Origin of the sequence: Amylibacter marinus (genome assembly GCF_030160015.1) — a bacterium.
GTDB lineage: Bacteria > Pseudomonadota > Alphaproteobacteria > Rhodobacterales > Rhodobacteraceae > Amylibacter > Amylibacter marinus.
In genome coordinates, this window is record NZ_BSNN01000006.1 from 40,653 (window position 1) to 59,394 (window position 18,742).

An 18,742-nucleotide genomic window follows, 5' to 3' on the forward strand; every position below is an offset into this window, starting at 1 on the left:
CCGGTCCTAGGATCGACACCAGTCAGCGAGTTTCGCCCACTGGTGCGCTTGTGGTTTGGCTAACACTATCGGCTAAAGGAGCCAGACATATGTTCGAGAATCTATCCGATCGCCTGTCCGGCGTTTTTGACAAACTTACCAAACAGGGTGCCCTATCCGAAGAGGATGTCTCCCTTGCCCTGCGCGAGGTGCGTGTTGCCCTGCTAGAGGCCGATGTTTCCTTGCCAATCGCACGTGATTTTGTAAAGGCAATTCAGGCCAAGGCAACGGGCCAAGCGGTAACCAAATCCGTAACTCCCGGCCAGCAGGTAGTGAAAATCGTCCACGACGAAATGGTGCATTTTTTGGCGGGCGACAATGCCAATGCGGGTGAACTAAAGGTCGATAACCCGCCTGCTCCGATCTTGATGGTTGGTTTGCAAGGTTCAGGTAAAACCACCACCACCGCAAAGCTGGCCAAACGACTGACCGAGAAAAACGGCAAGAAGGTCTTGATGGCCTCTCTGGATACCCAACGCCCCGCGGCCATGGAACAGTTGGCGGTTCTAGGCACCCAAATCGGCGTGGACACTTTGCCAATCGTCAAAGGCGAGAATGCTGTAAAAATCGCAAAGCGCGCCAAACAACAGGCCCTATTGGGTGGCTATGATGTATTCATGTTGGATACGGCTGGGCGCCTGTCTATTGATGATGAACTAATGGCCGAGGTCGAGGCGGTACGCGATGTCGCCAGCCCCCGCGAGACATTATTGGTGGTCGACGGCCTAACAGGCCAAGACGCCGTACATACCGCCGAAAATTTTGATGCCCGCATCGGTATTTCAGGCGTCGTCCTAACCCGTATGGATGGTGATGGCCGCGGCGGGGCGGCATTGTCCATGCGCGCGGTTACCGGTCGCCCGATCAAATACGTGGGCCTTGGCGAGAAGATGGACGCCCTAGAGGAATTCCACCCAGAGCGTGTCGCGGGCCGTATTTTGGGCATGGGCGATATCGTTTCTTTGGTGGAAAAGGCCCAAGAATCTATCGAGGTCGAACAGGCCGAAAAGATGATGAAGCGCATGAAAAAAGGTATGTTCAATATGAACGACCTGAAAGCGCAACTGGAACAAATGTCCAAAATGGGCGGCATGGAAGGCATCATGGGCATGATGCCCGGCATGAAGAAAATGCAAAAACAAATCGATGATGCCGGTGGTATCGACGAAAAGGTTTTCGCCCGCCAAATCGCATTAATCAATTCAATGACTAAAAAAGAACGCGCCAATCCAAAACTGATGCAAGCCAGCCGTAAAAAACGCGTGGCACGCGGTGCGGGCCTAGAGGTATCAGAGCTGAACCAGCTGTTGAAAATGCACCGTCAGATGGCGGACATGATGAAAAAGATGGGCAAAGGCGGCATGCTGAAACAGGCCATGGGCGCGATGTTCGGCAAGGGTGGCGGCATGCCAGCAGGCGGCATGCCCGATATGGGCAACATTGACCCCAAGCAAATGGAAGCAGCCGCGAAGCAATTGGGCCAAACCCCAGGTGCTGTTCCGGGCGGCCTTCCGGGTCTTGGCGGTGGCGGATTGCAATTGCCCCCCGGCCTATCTGGTTTCGGGAAGAAGAAATAGATGATCACCCCCACACCAGATATCAGCACGGATCGATTGATCCTGCGCGCGCCAGTACCACAGGACTGGGAGGCCTTTCGCCCCTTTGCCCTGTCTGAACGCGCGAAGGGTATTGGTGGCCCATTTGATCTGGGCAAAGCATGGCGCACATTCGCCACCGAAATGGGACACTGGGCGATCTTTGGCTATGGGATGTGGATTGTCACCCGCAAGGGTGATGATACCGCGCTGGCCATGATCGGCCCTTGGACCCCCGCAGACTGGCCCGAAAAAGAGATCGGCTGGATGGTCTTTGACCCTGCTCTAGAGGGTACAGGCATCGCCACCGAGGCGGCCCGTGCCGCCATTGATCATGCTTACGGCGTTTTAGGTTGGGATACAATTGTCAGCTATGTTGGCGCTGGCAATCTGCGCTCTGCTGCTCTTGCGGAAAAACTAGGGGCCCAGCGCGATGAAACAGCCCCCCAGCCCTACAAGGGTGAAACATGCTGGATCTACAGACACCCAAAACCGGAGGCACCATGACCGATTATTCCGAGAAAGCCGCATTGATCCTAAAAGAGCACCGCGAGAGCATTGACCGTCTCGACGCCATTTTGATCTATACATTGGGCGAACGTTTCAAACACACGCAATCCGTCGGCAAGTTAAAGGCCACCTACGACCTACCCGCATCCGACCCCAAGCGCGAAGCGCAACAAATCGATCGTCTCGAAGATCTGGCAAAACGCGCCGATCTCGACCCGAAATTCGCGACAAAGTTTCTAAACTTTATCATCAGCGAAGTTATCCAACACCACAAGAAACAACAGAAATAACTGGGGAATTCCCCACATTTAGCTTTTTAGGAGAAATATCATGGCTATGAAAATCAGACTCGCCCGAGGCGGTTCAAAAAAACGTCCATTCTACCGCGTAGTTGCCGCAGACAGCCGCATGCCACGCGATGGCCGCTATGTTGAAAAATTGGGCACATACAACCCATTGTTGGCAAAAGACAGCGAAGACCGCGTACAGCTAAACATGGAACGCGTTCAGTACTGGTTGAACGAAGGCGCACAGCCAACAGACCGCGTTGCTCGCTTCCTAGAGGCCGATGGCACATTGCCAAAGACCGAGCGCAACAACCCAAACAAAGCGAAATTGGGCAAGAAAGCTCAGGAACGCGTGGAAGAAAAAGCAGCGGCTAAAGCCGAAGCAGAAGAAGCAGCCAAAGCGGCCGCTGAAGCTCCTGCAGAAGAGTAAATCACAGTCCCGCATGGATACCGCCCCAGATTTCGGGGCGGATTTCCAAGCAGAGCTGAGACAGCTACTGGAATGGCGCCGCGATGTGCGCCATTTCACCACAGATCCCGTGGACGAAGACATATTGGCCACCTGTTTGGCCGCATTTGATACCGCCCCTTCGGTGGGGTTATCACAGCCTTGGCGTATTGTTGACCTACGCAGTCCAGATGCCCGCGCCAAAGCATTGGAAAACTTCAAAGCTTGCAATCAAACCGCCCTATCAGGCTATGACGGATCGCGCGCAGAACTTTATGCATCACTAAAATTGACCGGCATGCAGGATGCACCAATTCAACTGGCGGTTTTTTGTGACGAGACCACCCCCAAGGGCGCTGGCCTAGGGGCCAATACCATGCCCGAAATGCGCCGGTATTCCGTCGTCTGCGCGATCATGAGCTTTTGGATGCTGGCTCGCGCCCATGGGTTGGGGCTTGGCTGGGTATCCATTCTAGATCCTGATCAATTGCGCCGTGACCTAGACCTGCCCGCGGATTGGGCCTTGGTTGGCTATCTATGCCTTGGCATCGCTGCACAGGATACCGAAACACCAGAATTAGAAACCGCAGGCTGGGAACAGCGCGCCCAACAGCCCAGCACCTTGATCAAGCGCTAGTCCCACAATCAAGGGCGCTATTGGCTCTGGTATTTTTGCGCGAATTGTTCGAAAAAGGAAGGCAACCGTGCAGATTTTCAGAGGCAATTCACGATGAGCAACCAAGACCGCATTTGTGTAGGCGCAATTATTGGCGCCTTTGGTATCAAAGGAGAGCTGCGGGTGAAATCATTCTGTGCAGACCCTGCCGCCATCGCCGATTATGGCCCCCTAAGCACCGAGGACGGAACCCAACAATTCGAGCTAAAATTCATCGGCCCAATCAAGGGCGGGTTCGCAGTACGCATCGAGGGCATTCGCTACCGCGATCAGGCCGAAGACCTAAAGGGGATATCCCTCTTTGCCCCACGCGATGTATTGCCCAGCCTGCCAGATGATGAATTTTACCACTCTGACCTGATCGGTTTATCGGTGCTGGACACAGGGGGGGTTAGTCTGGGTCATGTCTTGGCCGTGCACGATCACGGCGCAGGGGATTTCCTAGAAATTCAGGCCAAGGGCCAGAAAAACCCTGTGCTGATCCCCTTTACCAAGGTGGCGGTCCCCACGGTGGATTTGGCTGCGGGTAAGGTAATTGTTGATATGCCCAACGAGGTATCGGCCCAAGAGCCACAGGCCACATCCTATGTCGACCTAGATTAGTGCACCAGATGCCCAGTCGCCCCACAGGCCCATTGGTCATCGTACATGCGGGCTATCATAAAACCGGCACCACCAGCCTGCAAAATTTTATGAACCGCAACAAAGAGACCCTGCGACCCTATTGCAGCTACTATGGCAAGGCAGATTTCCTATCCGCCGGAGCCAATGCCCGCATTTATGCGCAACGCCCCTTTCCTTGGCGGCTGTACCGATTTCGCCGCTCGTTTCGCCGCTTTCTTGCTCAGATCGATCCAGACCCAGTGATTGTGCTGTCGCGCGAAACCTTCGCTGGCAATATGCCCGGCCATCGTAAGTGGCATGGCGGATTGGTGAAATCCTACGGCCCACCCAGCGCAGCCTTGGCACGGGTGATAATCCAAGAGCTACTCCGCCGCTTTGGCCCCGAAACGCGCATCACCTATCTGATGACAACCCGGGATAAAGAGCCGTGGATTAAATCGGTGTACGGCCATCTGCTACGTTCTCGGCGCCTCGTCGATGATTTCGATACATTCCGCACCAGCCTGAAAAATCTGCAAAGCCCCGCCAAGCAAGCACAAGTGTTGGCCCGAAAAATCGCACCCGTAGAATTGATCAGCGTAGCACTAGAAGATTATGGCACCCACAGGTTCGGCCCCGCCGAGGCACTTCTGCAATTGATCTCTCTGCCCGATGATATCCGTGAAACCCTACAGCCCATCCACCGCCCCGCCAATACAGGCCAATCCGCCGATCTACAGCAACAGTTCCTACAACTGAACCGCCAGATCAAAGACAAGGCCGAACTAAAGCGGCGCAAGGAGCGCATCCTAAAATCCCCCACCCCAAGGCATTAGACAGCCCCCTCTCTTTTGGTTAAACACCGCCCATGAGCAAGACAAACAAATCCCATGGCCGTTTGGCTATCCGCCCGACACTGCGCGCCCGCGAGTTAATGACCAATACACCCGATATCGTCGGTGTGTGGAAAGCCAAGGTCATCACCCTGTTTCCTGAATCCTTCCCCGGAGTTCTGGATCGTTCTCTCACGGGTAAGGCGCTACAAGATGGGCTGTGGCAATTGGAAACAATCCAGTTGCGCGGATATGGCATTGGAAAACACAAGGATGTGGATCATCCCCCTGCCGGTGGTGGCGCTGGCATGGTGCTGAAACCTGACGTGGTCGGCGCCGCCTTGGCTGATGCACGCCGCGCAACGCCTGTCGACCCCAAGGCATGGCCCGTGGTCTATATGTCCCCGCGCGGCAAACCTTTGACACAAGCTATGGCACAGGAATTTTCCCAAGCACAGGGCATGACCATTCTCTGCGGTCGGTTCGAAGGCGTAGATGAGCGTGTGCTAGAGGAATACAATGTCCAAGAGGTATCGCTGGGCGATTTCGTGTTGACGGGCGGTGAAATCGCCGCCCAAGCAGTAATCGATGCCACGGTGCGCCTGCTGCCCAATGTACTGGGCAATGCCGATAGCACCGTAGACGAAAGCCACTCCAACGGATTGCTGGAACATCCTCAATACACCAAACCCGCAGAATGGCAGGGGCGTAAAATCCCCGAGGTTCTCTTGTCAGGGCACCACGGAAACGTGGATAAGTGGCGCCGCGGCATGGCAGAGAAGCTGACAAAAGAGCGCCGCCCAGACATGTGGAAGGCCTATCAGGCCCGCAAGGACACATAACCACAAATCAGGCGTAAAGGCCCCGATCCAAATCTTTAAAATATCCAAAAGAAGCGCATCGAAAACCACCCAGCGCCCCTTGATCCCAAGCAATTTTACGCCTATACGACCCCAGTTACCAGTGATGCGAGTCGCCGGTGGCGGGCTTGTCTGTTGTATAACCGATTGCCGCGTGATGGGATTTCTTTTGCCCTGATCCAGCAAAGACCGCGTTCAGCGGCTGGTTTTATGGGAAACATTCCCAAAAATGAAACGTCGATCCTATCTCTGGCGGGCGCATTGCGGACCCGGATAAAGACCAAGAGCAATTGGGTAGAAAAATCAAAACCGTCATAAAGACGCGTAAAGGAAAACGTTATGAACTTGATTGCACAGCTAGAAGCTGAACAAATTGCAAGCTTGGGCAAAGATATCCCTGATTTCAAAGCAGGTGATACTGTCCGTGTTGGCTACAAAGTGACCGAGGGCTCTCGCTCTCGTGTACAGAACTACGAAGGTGTCTGCATTGCGCGCCAAGGTGGCGACACTATTGCCGCATCTTTCACTGTTCGCAAAATCTCATTTGGTGAAGGCGTAGAACGTGTGTTCCCGCTGTATTCCACAAACATCGACAGCATCGAAGTTGTACGTCGTGGCCGTGTGCGTCGCGCGAAATTGTACTACTTGCGTGAGCGTCGTGGTAAGTCTGCTCGTATCGCCGAGAAGACAAACTACCGTCCTAAGAAATAAGGAACAGAGCAATGAAAAAAGATTTGCACCCTGATTACCACATGATCACTGTTAAGTTGACAGACGGTACAACATACGAAACGCGTTCAACATACGGCAAAGAAGGCGACGTATTGGCGCTGGAAATTGACCCCTCTGCGCACCCAGCTTGGACTGGCGGCAACCAAAAACTGATGGATGCTGGCGGACGTGTTTCAAAATTCAAAAACAAATACGCTGGTCTTGGATTTTAATCCAAACCACAGTGAAAAATTTCAAAACGCCGTTGAAATCAGCGGCGTTTTTTATTACACCATCACGCGGCGCTATTTTGTGAATGGCCTGATGCGTGCGCTAAACAAATCTCTTGCGGCAATGTAATCGGGCTCGGTCTTTTGAATCAGCGTCTCGAAATATCCACTATATGCATAATCGTCGATAGACTCAGCGTGGCTGTTGCCATATTCGCCGCGCAAGTAATCTTCTAGGCGTTTTGATCGTTCGCTCTTTTCCATACCACGATCATAGGCCAGATGCAGAACCCGCCATGCCATTCCGAAATTCTGCTCTACACTGGCATAATACTCGGCCACCATCAGCATCGCCGGGTTGTGGCGCTCTTTGGCAGATTGCATGATCAACCCCATACCAAAGGCGGGGTTGGGCGCATCGAAGCGTCCCTCAATATAGGCCTGCCCCACCACGGCTTGTGCCTCTGCGTGTCCCAAAAATGCCGCGAATTCGGCCCAATAAAACGAATTTCCCATATCCCTCGGCACGCCATTCCCGTTGCCATGCGCCTGTGCCAAAAACCAAGCTGAATCGCCGTGCCCCTCTTGGACTGCCCGTTCGAACCAAATTAGGATGCTCTCTTTGGGCTGTACTACGCCCTTGGTAGAGGAGGCATTGTTCACAATTTTTGTGGCCGGTTTTTGCCCGTTGGGGCCGGTATAGGTTTCCTCATAAAGAGCTGTGGCCTCTTTCAGGCGAGCTATCTCATCGGCGGGTTGCTCATCTCTGCCAAAATGTAACATAAATTCTGTCAACAACCCCGCCAGATATACCCCTGAGGCCCGATCCCCTTGCGCATAGGCATCACGTAACAACTGCTTGGCCCTAAATCGATCGATGGCCACGCCCCGCCCAGTGTACAGCATATTCGCGTAATATCGAATTGCCACCGGATCCCCTGCCGCCACTGGGCCCAGAAACTGTTGTTCAGCCTCGGCATATTTCGAATTATTGTACAGCTGGATCCCACGCTCTGTATCGCATAACGCAGATTGGGCGCCGGAAAACAGCGCGAAAATTATTACAAAGTATCGCATTTGAACCCCATTTATTTATAAATACTATAACACAACTACCTTATTCACAGAAGGCACTTGATCACACACCACTGCTTTCTGGGCATTACTGATAAATGTCAGAGATCATGTGCTTGGGGTATCGTTGAGCGCCGCTGGCTTCGCGGTGGTTGAAAACCAGCTGGTTCTTCACCACCCGGACATCCGCTACGGTGTTATAACAAGAGTGATGGGCCTCAGTGTTTTACCGCCAAGGGATTCAACGATCTGGTTAAATTTCCCACCAATTATAGTCACCGAACATGATACAGAAAAATAGGGCATTGCCGTCACGAAAAATGACCAATGAGGGTTCTTATGGTGTAGATTATCATATTGAATTCAGTCAAAACATAAGACAAAACACCCCAAAAAAGGCAGGTACAATGTCCCATTTAATCGTATTTGGAAATGAGAAGGGTGGCGCGGGTAAGTCCACGCTGTCCATGCATGTGGCCTGTGCCCTATTACAAAGTGGCAAACGGGTTGGCGTGCTGGATTTGGATCTGCGTCAGCTGTCTCTACAGCGATTCTTCGAAAATCGCGCAGCCCATAGTGCGGCCCAGAACCTTGCTCTTCCTATGGCCCAGATCGGGGAACTTGACCTAACCAAAACTGGCGAGAACTGGGAGGCCGACGAGTTTGCAACCCGCATTGCCGCGCTCAAAGAGCAAAATGATTTTGTGTTGATCGATTGCCCGGGCGCCCTGACGCGATTCAGCGAACTGGCCCACGCGGCATCGGATACATTGGTGACGCCGATGAACGATAGCTTTATCGATTTTGATCTGTTGGCCCGCCTTGATGGCGAAACCAATCAGGTCAAAGGCCCTTCGATCTATTCCGAAATGGTCTGGGATGCCCGCAAGGCGCGCAGTTTGGCCCGTGGAAAGCCCATAGATTGGGTGGTGGCGCGTAACCGTTTGGCATCCCAAAACATGCACAATAAACGCAAAGTCGCAGAAGCCTTGGATAATCTATCCAAGCGGATTGGGTTTCGCCTGTGTCCAGGCCTTAGCGACCGTGTGGTATTTAAGGAATTATTCCCCAGAGGCCTAACAGTGGCTGATCCGCAATCCGCCACCAAACTGGCCTCTAGTCTCTCGAACGTGGCCGCCCGCCAAGAGCTGCGCGATCTGATGACCGAACTTAACCTTGCGGATTTTAGCCTAGGGTTCTAGCCCCTAGGCCCCCGGGCCAATCGCCGTACAGGGCTGATTACGCGCATTCAGGCGTGCACAGGCGCGCTGCGCACTGCCGCTGCTGATCCCCACAAAACGCGCACGATACATTGTGCGTCCATCGATCTGTGCAGGGGAAATTTTACGCAAAGCCCCAGACAGAGCCTGTAGATCAGCCAATGCCGTACGCAGCAAAATCTTCTCCGCCTTGTAGCGTGATCCATATGCGCCCAACTGCACCGACCATCCGCCGCCCTGCGCACCGGTTTGACGTGTTACAATGCGGCGCACTTCTGGTTCTGGCTCTATATACCCAGCGGTTGCGCTAACCAATGCTACGGAATTTACGATAGCTGTTTCGGTATCCAATGCGGCCTGTGCGCTGTTGTTGGCGTGTAATTCGGGCCGCTTTGCAGGGGCAACAGCAACCTCTTGCTCGGCCTTGGCAGCCAGTTTCGCCGCCGAGTTTGCCTGCGCTTGTGCCGCTGCTAGAATTTGCGCTTCTAGATCGTCTTGCGATGCGCTTGCAACCAATAGCGGCCCATCATCAAAGGCTGGACGCGATTTAGGGCGCGAGGCAAAGCTGGGCGCGCGCGGCGCTTTCAACGTGAGACTATCTGGAACAGGTGCCGCCGCTGCCAATCGCGCACCCCGCGTAGGGGTCGCAGGCATAGCATTAGACGCATAGCGATTAGGCACACGGTTAAATCCCATATCCAGTAATTCTGCCACCCGCGCATTGCGTGTGGCAGATGACCGCCCACCAAACATCGCCACGATCACACGCTTGTTGCCGCGCTGCGCCGAGGCCACCAAATTAAATCCAGCCGCATTGGTATAGCCGGTCTTGATACCATCCGCCCCGCGATAATTGGCCAACAGTTTACGATTGGTATTGGGTACAACCCGCAGACCCGCATCGGCATTGCGCCGTGAGAATAGATTATAGTAATCAGGGAAATCATACATAATTCGCCGCCCCAACAACGCCATATCACGCGCCGTGGACATATGCCCAGAAGAGGTCAACCCATGGGCGTTCTTAAAGCTGGTCTTGCTCATGCCCAGCGCCTTGGCCTGTGCGGTCATGCGCTTGGCGAAATTCGCCTCAGACCCTGCGATCGCCTCGCCCAACAGCGTGGCGGCATCGTTGGCGGATTTCACAGCCGCCGCGCGGATCAGATGGCGCACAGATATTTTCATTCCCGCCTTCAAACCCAAGCGCGATGGCGGCTCTGATGCCGCATGTTTTGTGACCTTGATCTTTTGATCCAGATGCAATTGCCCGCTCTCTACGGCCTTAAAGGTCATATACAGCGTCATCATTTTGGTCAGAGATGCTGGGTGCAGCCGTGTATCAGCATTGCGCGAATGCAAAACCTCGCCAGTGCGCGCATCCATCACCAATGCCGCATAGGGTGCGGCCAGCGAAATGCCGGAAAAAAACATGAGAATTGTTGCGAGAACTGCCCCGCGAAATGCCTGAATTTGCATCGGTTAACCCCGATATCTTGTCTACTGCCTGTGGTCGCAATTTTTACCGCGACTCTGTTATAGAATAATCTGTAGCACGCAACTCGATTTGCGAAAACAGAATATTTTTCAATCCATTAGCACTGGCGTAACAAGGCCACACCACGATATAGGGTGCTGATAGGGAGCTACGGCACAAGTTATGGGATTGATGTTGGGCATCTTGTCTCTTTATCAATACCCTCTGGGCGATATATAGTTACGCTTAATTTGAATGACCGGTGATTCCTCAACATGTCAGACCTTGCAAAGATCATAATGGCCCAAGACCCAGACGACGATTTGGGATTGGCGACCAAAACCCGCCCCAAGACAGAAAAACCTAAGATGTATAAGGTGATCCTGTTAAACGATGACTACACCCCAATGGAATTTGTGATCCATGTGCTAGAGCGGTTCTTCAGCATCAACAGCACACAGGCCCACGAGTTGATGATGGCCGTGCACAAAAAAGGCATGGCCGTGGTGGGGGTGTTTTCCCACGATGTGGCAGAAACCAAAGTCATGCAGGTAATGGAACTGGCCCGCCAGCAACAGCACCCCCTGCAATGCACCATGGAAAAGGAATAGGGCCCAGCCCCCGTTATGACCCACGACATTCGTCTATCCTTGGCCCTTGATCAAATCTCTGCACCTATAGAAAATGCACTGGTGCTTAACGCCCAGCCCCATAAATACCCAGACCTGCCCTCACCGCATTGCCAGCAGAGCTTTCGCCCATATTGTGACCAGCTGTCCGCACTAGGCCTACATTGTGGCGAGGATTTACCGCGCGGGCAGGATATCGCAGTCGTCGAGATCACCAGATTCAAGCCTCAAACACAGGCACTGATCGCGCGCGCGATTGATCATGTGGCACAGGGTGGTTTGATTTTGGTGAACGGCGCAAAAACCGATGGTATAGAAAGCCACCTTAAGAATCTGCGCAAACTGCTAGAAATTGACGGAGTAGTTTCCAAGGCCCACGGCAAGGCATTCTGGTTTACTAGGACAGGCACAGAAAACCCCGTGGCACAATGGCAAGACACCCTGATCCCCAGCAAAAACAAAGATGGGTTCATGACCCAAGCAGGTGTTTTCAGCGCCAATCATATCGATCCCGCATCGCGTCTTTTGGTGGATAACCTGCCCAAAACATTGGCTGGGCGCGGTGCCGATCTTGGCGCGGGCTGGGGCTATCTTTCTACCAAGATACTAGCGCAATACCCTAAAATCTTGGGGTTAGATTTGGTCGAGGCCGATCTAAACGCTCTAGACTGCGCAAGATTAAATGTCACCGATACCCGCGCATCCTTCCACTGGCAGGACGCCACCGAATTCAAAACACCGCCCCTTGATTTTGTGGTGATGAACCCCCCGTTTCACAACAGCCGCCTTGCGGATCCCGAAATTGGTCGCGCCTTTATTCAACGCGCCGCTCAGCTGTTGAAGCCAAAAGGCCAATTATGGATGGTTGCCAATAGGCAACTGGCATACGAGTCTACGCTAGAGGCCTGTTTCATCAACAGCCAAATTCTGCAAGAAACCCCACAGTTCAAGGTGATCCGCGCAGATCGCCCCCAAAAACCAAAAGCGCAGCGCGCGCAGTAATCCGCTAGCCTGCGATCAACAACAAGGAATCGCCATGTCGTTTTCTATCTCTGGTAAAACTGCCATCATAACTGGTGCGGCCAACGGGATTGGTCTGGCCATTGCTCAGCATTTCGCGGCACAAGGCGCAAATGTCATGATGGCTGATATCGATGAGGATAAACTAGAAAGCGAGGCCAAAGAACTGTGCAAAGATTTCAAGGATGTGGGTTATTTCGCTGGCGACCTACGCCAAAAATTGACCTTAGCAAACCTATTGTCCGCCACCATCGACGCCTATGATCGGGTCGATATCTTGATAAATGCATCACGCCAAGTGACGGCCTCTAACCCGCTAGAGCCCTCTGCCGATGGATTCGAAGATTTGTTTCAGCAGAATGTTCTGTCTAACCTACGTCTAAGTCAATTGGTGGCAAAACGCATGATCCAGCAGGCTGAAGAGGATGAAAACACCGGATCCGCAGGCACAATCGTAAACCTAAGCTCTATCGCATCAGAACGCACCCACCCATCGCTGTTAGCCTATTCCGTTAGCTGTGCGGCATTGAACCAGATGACCCGATCCTTGGCCGTGAGCTTTGCCCAAAAACAGATCCACGTAAACGCCATCGCCATCGGTTCCGTCGAGAGCGCAAACCTAGGCTATGTGCTAGAAGACGACGTAGATTTGCGCGGGAATATGATCAAGGCCACCCCCTTGGGGCGCATAGCACAACCGCGCGAAGTGGCCGAGGTGGCGCAGTTTCTAGCCTCTGGCAGTTCCAGTTTCGTCACCGGCCAAATCATTACCGTAGACGGTGGCCGCACTCTGATCGACCCACTGGACAGTGCCGTTCACTAGGGCGAATTCGGAAAATACCGTGCCTGTTTTTGATCTAAATCCAAGGTCTCTACACGCAACAAATCTGCATTCGCTAAATTTGACAACAACGTTGGCGTGGCCAAATGCATCGCATCATAAAAAGCGCGCAAACCCGCCTCTCCTGCCTCGGCTTTCAGCAAGTTTAGCACCGCATTCAGCTGGTTCCCCGCATGATCCAAATCGGCGCGATACGCACCATCCGCGTGGCGCCAATCCAAATGCCCCCGCCATGCCTGCCAATTGGGCGCATGCATATGTACCAGCCGCAGGGTAGAATTGCTGGGCAAATCATCGATGATCTGCGGCTCCTGCCCAGGGCGGCGGTGATAAATATTGTGAATGCGGTGGATGATATTTTTGGTTGATGTGCGTAGAAACAATTTACCGATTCGATGACTTAGAAACCCTTGAGGAACCACCGCGCCATATTCACCATAGATATCCTCGGCCAAATCATCACGCCCCTTGGGCACGGGGGATTTGCAATAATATTGCCCCGCTGGCAGGGGAGCATTTGCGGGCGTAGACAACACCTCTGAGGGGTTCAGACGCAGGGCGATTTCGCTGGGCGCGATAGCCGCCAAATATGCCCCCACATTCCCATCCGTCACCACGAACTCATCTACATCAATATGGCACAGCCAATCCAACGCGCAGGTTCTGCGGATCAATTGCGCATTAAAGCTTTGGCGCAATTCTAACCGCTCGGCGCCCGTGCGGCCATGGCTTTGGTAATAGGTCTGATCGCAGATTATCGTGCTGACCTGTGGCAGGTGTTGAAACGACTGGGGGCAGACCAGATTTGGATCATCAAAGAAAACCCAAATGTGATCTGCCCCCAAATCAAGATGATAGGCAATAAATTTTTCCAACACATCACGTGTTGTCTTAACCGTGGTAACAACCCCCCATGTTGGATGTGACTGATCCACGATCTGTTTGCCTAGTCCTCGTCGTCGCTGGCCGGTAGATTAAACAAGCTCTCGGCGTCCAGGATCGCCTCTTCCTTGTTGGGCTCTTCTTGCGCCAGCGAGAAATTCTCAAGGCCAGACATGCTGGCTGGCATTTTTGGCTCCGTATCCATACTCAATGACTGCTCGGTGCTCACCAGCTTCGAACGCTCTTCATCGCTAATGGCTACGCCATCTTTGGCGGCCTTCTTGGCGGCCTTTTGAACGGCGGCGTCTAGCTCGATCTGTTTACACAGGCCAAGTGCCACGGGATCGATCGGCTGAATATTGGCGATATTCCAATGGCTGCGATCACGCAGGGCCTGAATTGTTGGCTTGGTTGTGCCAACCAGTTTGGAAATCTGCCCATCGGATAGCTCTGGGTGGAATTTAACCAACCATAGGATAGATGCGGGGCGATCTTGGCGTTTTGACAAAGGCGTATAGCGCGGGCCGCGGCGCTTTTGCTCGCCTTCGGCGGCGGCATTGAACATCAATTGTAGCTTGTACAATGGGCTGTCTTCACCCTTTTTAATCTCCTCGGCTGTCAACTGATTGTTGGCAATCGGGTCGAATCCTTTAATGCCTTGGGCCACTTCGCCATCAGCGATGCCGTTGACCTCTAGTTCGTGCAAGCCACAAAAATCAGAAATCTGTTTAAAGGTTAGCGTGGTGTTATCCACCAACCAAACCGCGGTAGCCTTGGCCATAATAGGAAGAGCCATTTTATGTGTCCTTTCAGGTACAACTGTCTTGTCCGATGAATCGGGTGCCAGCCCTAGAGCTTAGCGAATTACCGTTTCGTGGGGGGGTATTCTTATTCTATATAGAGGGGAATCGATCAAAGGAAAAGCCCCGATGTTTCACCGTCTGATTTGCACCGTTTTCATGGCATGCACACTCGCCCTGCCTGCCCAATCCGAGGGCGAGCGCGCGGGTGATTTTGATTATTACCTGCTCGCGCTTAGCTGGTCGCCCACATGGTGTAAACTATCGGGTGATGCGCGCGGATCCCAGCAATGCGCCCGCGGGGCGGATTTCGGATTTGTCTTGCATGGTCTGTGGCCACAGTATGAAAACGGTTGGCCATCCTATTGTCGCACATCCCAGCGCCCCCCGTCACGTAGCCTAACCTCTGCACAAGCGGACATCATGGGCACCAGCGGTGCTGCGTGGCACCAATGGAAGAAGCACGGCAGCTGCACAGGGCTATCCGGCCCCGCCTATTATCAATTGGCACGCAAGGCCTATGAGCGCATCAACCGCCCAGAAGTTTTTCGCAAGATTACCAAAACAATGACCCTGCCCCCCAGCATAATCGAAGAGGCATTCTTGGAGGCCAACCCAGACCTATACGCGGATCAAATCACCATCACCTGCAAGGATCAGCGTATTCAAGAGGCCCGCATTTGCATGGATAAGGATCTGAACTTTCGCCGGTGCGGGCGCGATACAATCCGCGACTGTAAAATGAAAAAGGCCCTTATGGCGCCCATTCGATAGGCCCGAAACAGGGGCCGCTAACGCGAATGCGCATAGTCCCAGTATAGTTCCCGCGTACGTAATGCCATTGGGGTGGCCTCGAATTTACGATCCTGAAAACGTGCAACAGGCATCACCTTGGCGATGTTGCCGGTACAGAAAATCTCGTCCGCCGCATCAAAATCCGCTAGGGTCATGCTGGCCTCATGCACCTTAACACCATCGGCCCGTAGCAATTTGATTACCCGCTGGCGATTCAAGCCATTTAGAAATGTACCATTGGGCACGGGTGTAAATACCTCGCCATCGCGCACGCTAAATACATTGGTCGAGGCGGTTTCGGCCACATTGTCATCCACATCCAAAGATAGCGCATTGCTAAAGCCACGCTTGCGCGCATCGGCCATGATGCGACCATTGTTTGCATAAAGTGATCCCGCCTTGGCCGTGGTCAGCGCCATATCTTGGCGAGGTCTACGGAAATCAGAAACGGTTAGGGAAAAGGCGCCAATTTCGGGCATAGGCAATTCCTCGATACACACGCAAAACCCCGTGTTTTCCGGCTCGATATCAATGATGCCAGGTGTGCCTTGGTTGGCCCACATCATGGGGCGAATATACAATGTGGCATCGGGGGCAAACATTGCGCAGCCCTCTTCACAGATGTCAAAAACCTGTTCAGCGGTCACAGGGGGCACCATGCCCAATTGCTGCGCCGAATACACAATTCGATGACAGTTTTGGATCAGATCAGGGCGCACACCTTCGAATTGGCGTGCTCCGTCAAATACCGTGGACCCCAGCCAGCTGGCGTGATCCGCGGCCCCAATAATCGGGGTATTCCCCACTGTCCACTCACCATTAAACCACGTGCGAATCTCGCCACCCAGTGCCATTGTATTTCTCCGAATTAAAACTCGGGAATGGTTAAGGGGTTTTACCGCTGCTGGCAAGCCTAGCGGGTGTAGCCGGGAAAATTAGATTTAAACGTGCTATCAGGCTTGGAGAACCGCTCCATAATTGCACCCAGACCATTGCCTAATGGCGACTTCATCACGGATGACTTCACCCGTTCGAACTGCATTACATTTTCGATACGCCGATCCAAGAAGGCCCAGGTATCCGCATAATCCGTGCTGTTATCGCCCAGCCAATACAGAACCGTGGTAGAATAGACCGCCGATAATGTGGCACGTTTCGTGTACCAATTCGCATCGCGCGACGTATCGCCCAGCGCGTTCCAAATAGCATCAGATGTATCCCAGATCAGCTGTGATCCCTCGGCCATATTTTGGGGCAGGGCAAACAGGCTGGCGGCGCGGCGCACGGCCTCTGGGTGGGATTTCGCCGCCTGTAGGCGCAGGCGGATTAACAACGCTACTTTTTCGCGGTACTTTAAATTCGTGATATCCGTGCCCTGAAATCCCGCGACCATATCCACATCCCCAGTGCGGTGAAAGGCCACCGCCAAATCGATCGCTCCGCGCGGGGCGGCCTGCATCGCCAATCCCGCATCAACACCCGAATCAGATATGGCGAACTGCAATGCATTCGCCCCCCAACCATCAAATTCCACATGCGGCAGAATTGCCCCCAACAGTGCGGCGCGCGCAATTTCTATGTGATCAGCTTCGCTCTTACGATCTTGTGGCAATATCTGCTCCTTTGCTGGACAAGGCCCTCACCACCTGTTATAGGGCGAATTCCTGCAATTCTGCAACTCTAACCCTAGAAAGGTGGTGACACCACATGCAGGTATCGGTTCGTGATAACAACGTCGATCAGGCACTTCGTGCTCTGAAAAAGAAATTGCAACGCGAAGGCGTATTTCGTGAAATGAAGCTAAAGCAACATTACGAAAAACCTTCGATCAAGAAAGCCCGTGAAAAAACGGAAGCAATTCGACGCGCTCGCAAACTTGCTCGTAAAAAAGCACAACGCGAAGGTCTACTTTAGGACGCTTTGCATTCGGGTTTGACCCGCTGAATTCGTGAAACCCCCGACATGTTCGGGGGTTTTGCATTTTTGACGCGCTGTTCACAAACCTGTTGGGGATTGATTTCGCAATTTGTGCTACTATCTAAAATCTACAAACAACAGGAGACAAGTAAATGAGCGTCGTTAAAGTAATCGAAATTATGGCAGAATCCACCAAGAGTTGGGAAGATGCCACAGACACTGCCGTTGAGAAGGCATCGAAATCCGTAGACAATATCTCGTCTGCATGGGTGCAAGACCAATCCGTAAAAGTGGAAAACGGCAAGGTCACGGCATACCGCGTGACTCTAAAAATCTCGTTTGGAATCAAATAGCCAAGCGCAACATCACGATATGTGATGTTTAGACCGACAATTCCTGTGTTCCATCTGTCGCCGTTTTACGTAGCCTAGATGGAACACAGGAGACCAGCATGAATATCCAACGTATCGCAGCCTTTTCCAACGGAACCCTCGGTGGTAACCCAGCCGGTGTGGTGATTGGCGCCACCCTGCCCAGCGCTACAGATATGCAGACCACCGCACGCACGATAGGCTATGCCGAGACAGCCTTTGCATGCCCCGACGGGGATGCATGGCAGGTGCGCTATTATTCACCAGAACACGAGGTCGCCTTTTGCGGCCATGCGACCATCGCTCTTGGCGGGGCATTGGGCCAAGAATTCGGCGCGGGGCGCTATGATCTAAATCTCTCACAGGATCGGATTTCAGTTTCGGTAACCAAAGAGCGCGATCAGTGGCACGCAGAGCTGGTCTCGCCCAGAACGCAATCACACCCCCTAAACGATCAAATCACAGCCGATCTATTGGCGGCATTTGATCTAACACCCGAAGATCTGGATCTACGTATCGCACCGCGCCTTGCCTTTGCAGGGGTGCACCATGCGATTCTGCCCTTGGCCGATCGCGCAAAACTGGCTGCAATGGCCTATGAGTTCGAACCTATGCAAGCCTACATGCAGGCCCATAATCTGACAACGGTCAGCCTTGTGCATATAGAGACGCCCCGCCTAATCCATTCGCGCAATGCCTTTGCCATTGGTGGTGTAATCGAAGACCCCGCCACAGGTGCGGCCGCGGCGGCACTGGGCGGTGCGCTGGTGGATATTGGCTGGGATGATCTTAACCTAGGTGGCAGCTTCACCATTCATCAAGGCGATGATATGGGCATGCCCTCTCGGCTGTTGGTAACTGTTTCTGGGGAATCCGGTGCATCTGTACGTGTAGGTGGGCAAATGCGCCCGATCACACATCCCTAGG

At 53.2% G+C, this 18,742-nt stretch carries 24 protein-coding genes; 18 read left to right on the forward strand and 6 right to left on the reverse strand.

What is annotated here, in order from left to right; translation table 11 throughout:
• Positions 1–89: 89 nt before the first annotated feature.
• From ffh to rpmE, 10 genes are all read left to right on the forward strand, one after another.
• On the forward strand, positions 90–1,616 hold the full coding sequence (ffh, locus tag QQL62_RS10895; RefSeq protein ID WP_284378950.1) for a signal recognition particle protein: 1,527 nt from the start codon (positions 90–92) through the stop codon (positions 1,614–1,616).
• The gene (locus tag QQL62_RS10900; protein WP_284378952.1) at positions 1,617–2,141 is read left to right on the forward strand and encodes a GNAT family N-acetyltransferase; all 525 of its coding nucleotides are present in this window, start codon (positions 1,617–1,619) and stop codon (positions 2,139–2,141) included.
• Positions 2,138–2,434: a chorismate mutase gene (locus QQL62_RS10905; RefSeq protein ID WP_284378954.1), complete on the forward strand. Its 297-nt coding sequence runs from the start codon at positions 2,138–2,140 to the stop codon at positions 2,432–2,434. The genes QQL62_RS10900 and QQL62_RS10905 overlap by 4 nt, the downstream gene beginning before the upstream one ends.
• 40 nt (positions 2,435–2,474) lie before the next feature.
• On the forward strand, positions 2,475–2,861 hold the full coding sequence (gene rpsP / locus QQL62_RS10910) for a 30S ribosomal protein S16 (RefSeq protein WP_284378959.1): 387 nt from the start codon (positions 2,475–2,477) through the stop codon (positions 2,859–2,861).
• Between the two features lie 13 nt (positions 2,862–2,874).
• Complete coding sequence (gene bluB / locus QQL62_RS10915; protein WP_284378963.1) at positions 2,875–3,516, forward strand: 5,6-dimethylbenzimidazole synthase; 642 nt, start codon at positions 2,875–2,877, stop codon at positions 3,514–3,516.
• Between the two features lie 93 nt (positions 3,517–3,609).
• Positions 3,610–4,158: a ribosome maturation factor RimM gene (rimM, locus tag QQL62_RS10920; protein WP_284378965.1), complete on the forward strand. Its 549-nt coding sequence runs from the start codon at positions 3,610–3,612 to the stop codon at positions 4,156–4,158.
• Between the two features lie 8 nt (positions 4,159–4,166).
• Positions 4,167–4,994 carry a hypothetical protein gene (locus QQL62_RS10925; protein WP_284378967.1) on the forward strand — a complete coding sequence of 276 codons (828 nt, stop codon included), beginning with the start codon at positions 4,167–4,169 and terminating at the stop codon, positions 4,992–4,994.
• 32 nt (positions 4,995–5,026) lie between these two features.
• The gene (trmD, locus tag QQL62_RS10930; RefSeq protein ID WP_284378969.1) at positions 5,027–5,833 is read left to right on the forward strand and encodes a tRNA (guanosine(37)-N1)-methyltransferase TrmD; all 807 of its coding nucleotides are present in this window, start codon (positions 5,027–5,029) and stop codon (positions 5,831–5,833) included.
• 357 nt (positions 5,834–6,190) lie between these two features.
• Positions 6,191–6,562, forward strand: coding sequence for a 50S ribosomal protein L19 (gene rplS / locus QQL62_RS10935; protein WP_284378971.1), 372 nt, complete (start codon positions 6,191–6,193; stop codon positions 6,560–6,562).
• 11 nt (positions 6,563–6,573) lie between these two features.
• Complete coding sequence (rpmE, locus tag QQL62_RS10940; protein ID WP_284378974.1) at positions 6,574–6,795, forward strand: 50S ribosomal protein L31; 222 nt, start codon at positions 6,574–6,576, stop codon at positions 6,793–6,795.
• A 72-nt stretch (positions 6,796–6,867) separates the two neighbouring features.
• Here the strand turns inward: rpmE and QQL62_RS10945 are convergent, their stop codons facing one another.
• On the reverse strand, positions 6,868–7,869 hold the full coding sequence (locus tag QQL62_RS10945; RefSeq protein WP_284378976.1) for a tetratricopeptide repeat protein: 1,002 nt from the start codon (positions 7,867–7,869) through the stop codon (positions 6,868–6,870).
• Positions 7,870–8,273: 404 nt separating this feature from the next.
• On the opposite strand from QQL62_RS10945, the gene QQL62_RS10950 reads away from it, so the two are divergent.
• On the forward strand, positions 8,274–9,068 hold the full coding sequence (locus QQL62_RS10950; RefSeq protein WP_284378978.1) for a division plane positioning ATPase MipZ: 795 nt from the start codon (positions 8,274–8,276) through the stop codon (positions 9,066–9,068).
• Between the two features lie 3 nt (positions 9,069–9,071).
• On the opposite strand, the gene QQL62_RS10955 is transcribed toward QQL62_RS10950, so the two are convergent.
• The gene (locus tag QQL62_RS10955) at positions 9,072–10,517 is read right to left on the reverse strand and encodes a D-alanyl-D-alanine carboxypeptidase (protein WP_284378980.1); all 1,446 of its coding nucleotides are present in this window, start codon (positions 10,515–10,517) and stop codon (positions 9,072–9,074) included.
• A gap of 318 nt (positions 10,518–10,835) precedes the next feature.
• Between QQL62_RS10955 and clpS the strand changes: the two genes are divergently transcribed.
• From clpS to QQL62_RS10970, 3 genes are read left to right on the forward strand one after another with little or no spacing between them, the layout of a single operon-like run.
• Entirely contained in the window at positions 10,836–11,171 is a 336-nt protein-coding gene (gene clpS, locus QQL62_RS10960; RefSeq protein WP_284378983.1) for an ATP-dependent Clp protease adapter ClpS, read from the forward strand.
• A 15-nt stretch (positions 11,172–11,186) separates the two neighbouring features.
• The gene (locus QQL62_RS10965) at positions 11,187–12,191 is read left to right on the forward strand and encodes a class I SAM-dependent methyltransferase (RefSeq protein WP_284378986.1); all 1,005 of its coding nucleotides are present in this window, start codon (positions 11,187–11,189) and stop codon (positions 12,189–12,191) included.
• Positions 12,192–12,225: 34 nt separating this feature from the next.
• A complete protein-coding gene (locus QQL62_RS10970; RefSeq protein ID WP_284378988.1) occupies positions 12,226–13,032 on the forward strand; it encodes an SDR family NAD(P)-dependent oxidoreductase in 807 nt (268 codons plus the stop codon).
• Here QQL62_RS10970 and QQL62_RS10975 read toward each other — a convergent pair.
• Entirely contained in the window at positions 13,029–13,985 is a 957-nt protein-coding gene (locus QQL62_RS10975; protein ID WP_284378989.1) for a glycosyltransferase family 2 protein, read from the reverse strand. The two genes, QQL62_RS10970 and QQL62_RS10975, sit on opposite strands and share 4 nt — an antisense overlap.
• Before the next feature lie 11 nt (positions 13,986–13,996).
• Positions 13,997–14,728, reverse strand: a complete 732-nt coding sequence (locus QQL62_RS10980; protein ID WP_284378990.1) for a DUF1013 domain-containing protein — start codon at positions 14,726–14,728, stop codon at positions 13,997–13,999.
• Between the two features lie 133 nt (positions 14,729–14,861).
• Here QQL62_RS10980 and QQL62_RS10985 point away from each other — a divergent pair, with 133 nt between their 5' ends.
• Entirely contained in the window at positions 14,862–15,506 is a 645-nt protein-coding gene (locus tag QQL62_RS10985; RefSeq protein ID WP_284378991.1) for a ribonuclease T2 family protein, read from the forward strand.
• A gap of 17 nt (positions 15,507–15,523) precedes the next feature.
• On the opposite strand, the gene QQL62_RS10990 is transcribed toward QQL62_RS10985, so the two are convergent.
• Positions 15,524–16,381: a branched-chain amino acid aminotransferase gene (locus tag QQL62_RS10990; protein WP_284378992.1), complete on the reverse strand. Its 858-nt coding sequence runs from the start codon at positions 16,379–16,381 to the stop codon at positions 15,524–15,526.
• 59 nt (positions 16,382–16,440) lie between these two features.
• A complete protein-coding gene (locus QQL62_RS10995; protein WP_284378994.1) occupies positions 16,441–17,139 on the reverse strand; it encodes a COQ9 family protein in 699 nt (232 codons plus the stop codon).
• Positions 17,140–17,234: 95 nt separating this feature from the next.
• Here QQL62_RS10995 and rpsU point away from each other — a divergent pair, with 95 nt between their 5' ends.
• The 3 genes from rpsU to QQL62_RS11010 all read left to right on the forward strand — a co-directional run bounded on the left by rpsU (position 17,235) and on the right by QQL62_RS11010 (position 18,741).
• Positions 17,235–17,441, forward strand: coding sequence for a 30S ribosomal protein S21 (rpsU, locus tag QQL62_RS11000; protein ID WP_284378997.1), 207 nt, complete (start codon positions 17,235–17,237; stop codon positions 17,439–17,441).
• Between the two features lie 155 nt (positions 17,442–17,596).
• A complete protein-coding gene (locus QQL62_RS11005; protein ID WP_284378998.1) occupies positions 17,597–17,797 on the forward strand; it encodes a dodecin family protein in 201 nt (66 codons plus the stop codon).
• A gap of 98 nt (positions 17,798–17,895) precedes the next feature.
• On the forward strand, positions 17,896–18,741 hold the full coding sequence (locus QQL62_RS11010; RefSeq protein WP_284379000.1) for a PhzF family phenazine biosynthesis protein: 846 nt from the start codon (positions 17,896–17,898) through the stop codon (positions 18,739–18,741).
• Position 18,742 lies beyond the last annotated feature (1 nt).

What these genes read in the sequence shown, in the direction of transcription:
- QQL62_RS10905 (WP_284378954.1), top strand. Translation starts at nt 2,138, where the DNA reads ATGACCGATTATTCCGAGAAAGCCGCATTGATCCTAAAAGAGCACCGC.
- rimM (WP_284378965.1), top strand. Translation starts at nt 3,610, where the DNA reads ATGAGCAACCAAGACCGCATTTGTGTAGGCGCAATTATTGGCGCCTTT.
- QQL62_RS11010 (WP_284379000.1), top strand. Translation starts at nt 17,896, where the DNA reads ATGAATATCCAACGTATCGCAGCCTTTTCCAACGGAACCCTCGGTGGT.
- trmD (WP_284378969.1), top strand. Translation starts at nt 5,027, where the DNA reads ATGAGCAAGACAAACAAATCCCATGGCCGTTTGGCTATCCGCCCGACA.
- ffh (WP_284378950.1), top strand. Translation starts at nt 90, where the DNA reads ATGTTCGAGAATCTATCCGATCGCCTGTCCGGCGTTTTTGACAAACTT.
- QQL62_RS10950 (WP_284378978.1), top strand. Translation starts at nt 8,274, where the DNA reads ATGTCCCATTTAATCGTATTTGGAAATGAGAAGGGTGGCGCGGGTAAG.
- QQL62_RS10985 (WP_284378991.1), top strand. Translation starts at nt 14,862, where the DNA reads ATGTTTCACCGTCTGATTTGCACCGTTTTCATGGCATGCACACTCGCC.
- rplS (WP_284378971.1), top strand. Translation starts at nt 6,191, where the DNA reads ATGAACTTGATTGCACAGCTAGAAGCTGAACAAATTGCAAGCTTGGGC.
- rpsP (WP_284378959.1), top strand. Translation starts at nt 2,475, where the DNA reads ATGGCTATGAAAATCAGACTCGCCCGAGGCGGTTCAAAAAAACGTCCA.
- QQL62_RS10900 (WP_284378952.1), top strand. Translation starts at nt 1,617, where the DNA reads ATGATCACCCCCACACCAGATATCAGCACGGATCGATTGATCCTGCGC.
- QQL62_RS10980 (WP_284378990.1), bottom strand. Translation starts at nt 14,728, where the DNA reads ATGGCTCTTCCTATTATGGCCAAGGCTACCGCGGTTTGGTTGGTGGAT.
- QQL62_RS10925 (WP_284378967.1), top strand. Translation starts at nt 4,167, where the DNA reads ATGCCCAGTCGCCCCACAGGCCCATTGGTCATCGTACATGCGGGCTAT.
- rpsU (WP_284378997.1), top strand. Translation starts at nt 17,235, where the DNA reads ATGCAGGTATCGGTTCGTGATAACAACGTCGATCAGGCACTTCGTGCT.
- QQL62_RS11005 (WP_284378998.1), top strand. Translation starts at nt 17,597, where the DNA reads ATGAGCGTCGTTAAAGTAATCGAAATTATGGCAGAATCCACCAAGAGT.
- QQL62_RS10970 (WP_284378988.1), top strand. Translation starts at nt 12,226, where the DNA reads ATGTCGTTTTCTATCTCTGGTAAAACTGCCATCATAACTGGTGCGGCC.
- clpS (WP_284378983.1), top strand. Translation starts at nt 10,836, where the DNA reads ATGTCAGACCTTGCAAAGATCATAATGGCCCAAGACCCAGACGACGAT.
- QQL62_RS10945 (WP_284378976.1), bottom strand. Translation starts at nt 7,869, where the DNA reads ATGCGATACTTTGTAATAATTTTCGCGCTGTTTTCCGGCGCCCAATCT.
- QQL62_RS10955 (WP_284378980.1), bottom strand. Translation starts at nt 10,517, where the DNA reads ATGTTTTTTTCCGGCATTTCGCTGGCCGCACCCTATGCGGCATTGGTG.
- bluB (WP_284378963.1), top strand. Translation starts at nt 2,875, where the DNA reads ATGGATACCGCCCCAGATTTCGGGGCGGATTTCCAAGCAGAGCTGAGA.
- QQL62_RS10965 (WP_284378986.1), top strand. Translation starts at nt 11,187, where the DNA reads ATGACCCACGACATTCGTCTATCCTTGGCCCTTGATCAAATCTCTGCA.
- rpmE (WP_284378974.1), top strand. Translation starts at nt 6,574, where the DNA reads ATGAAAAAAGATTTGCACCCTGATTACCACATGATCACTGTTAAGTTG.
- QQL62_RS10990 (WP_284378992.1), bottom strand. Translation starts at nt 16,381, where the DNA reads ATGGCACTGGGTGGCGAGATTCGCACGTGGTTTAATGGTGAGTGGACA.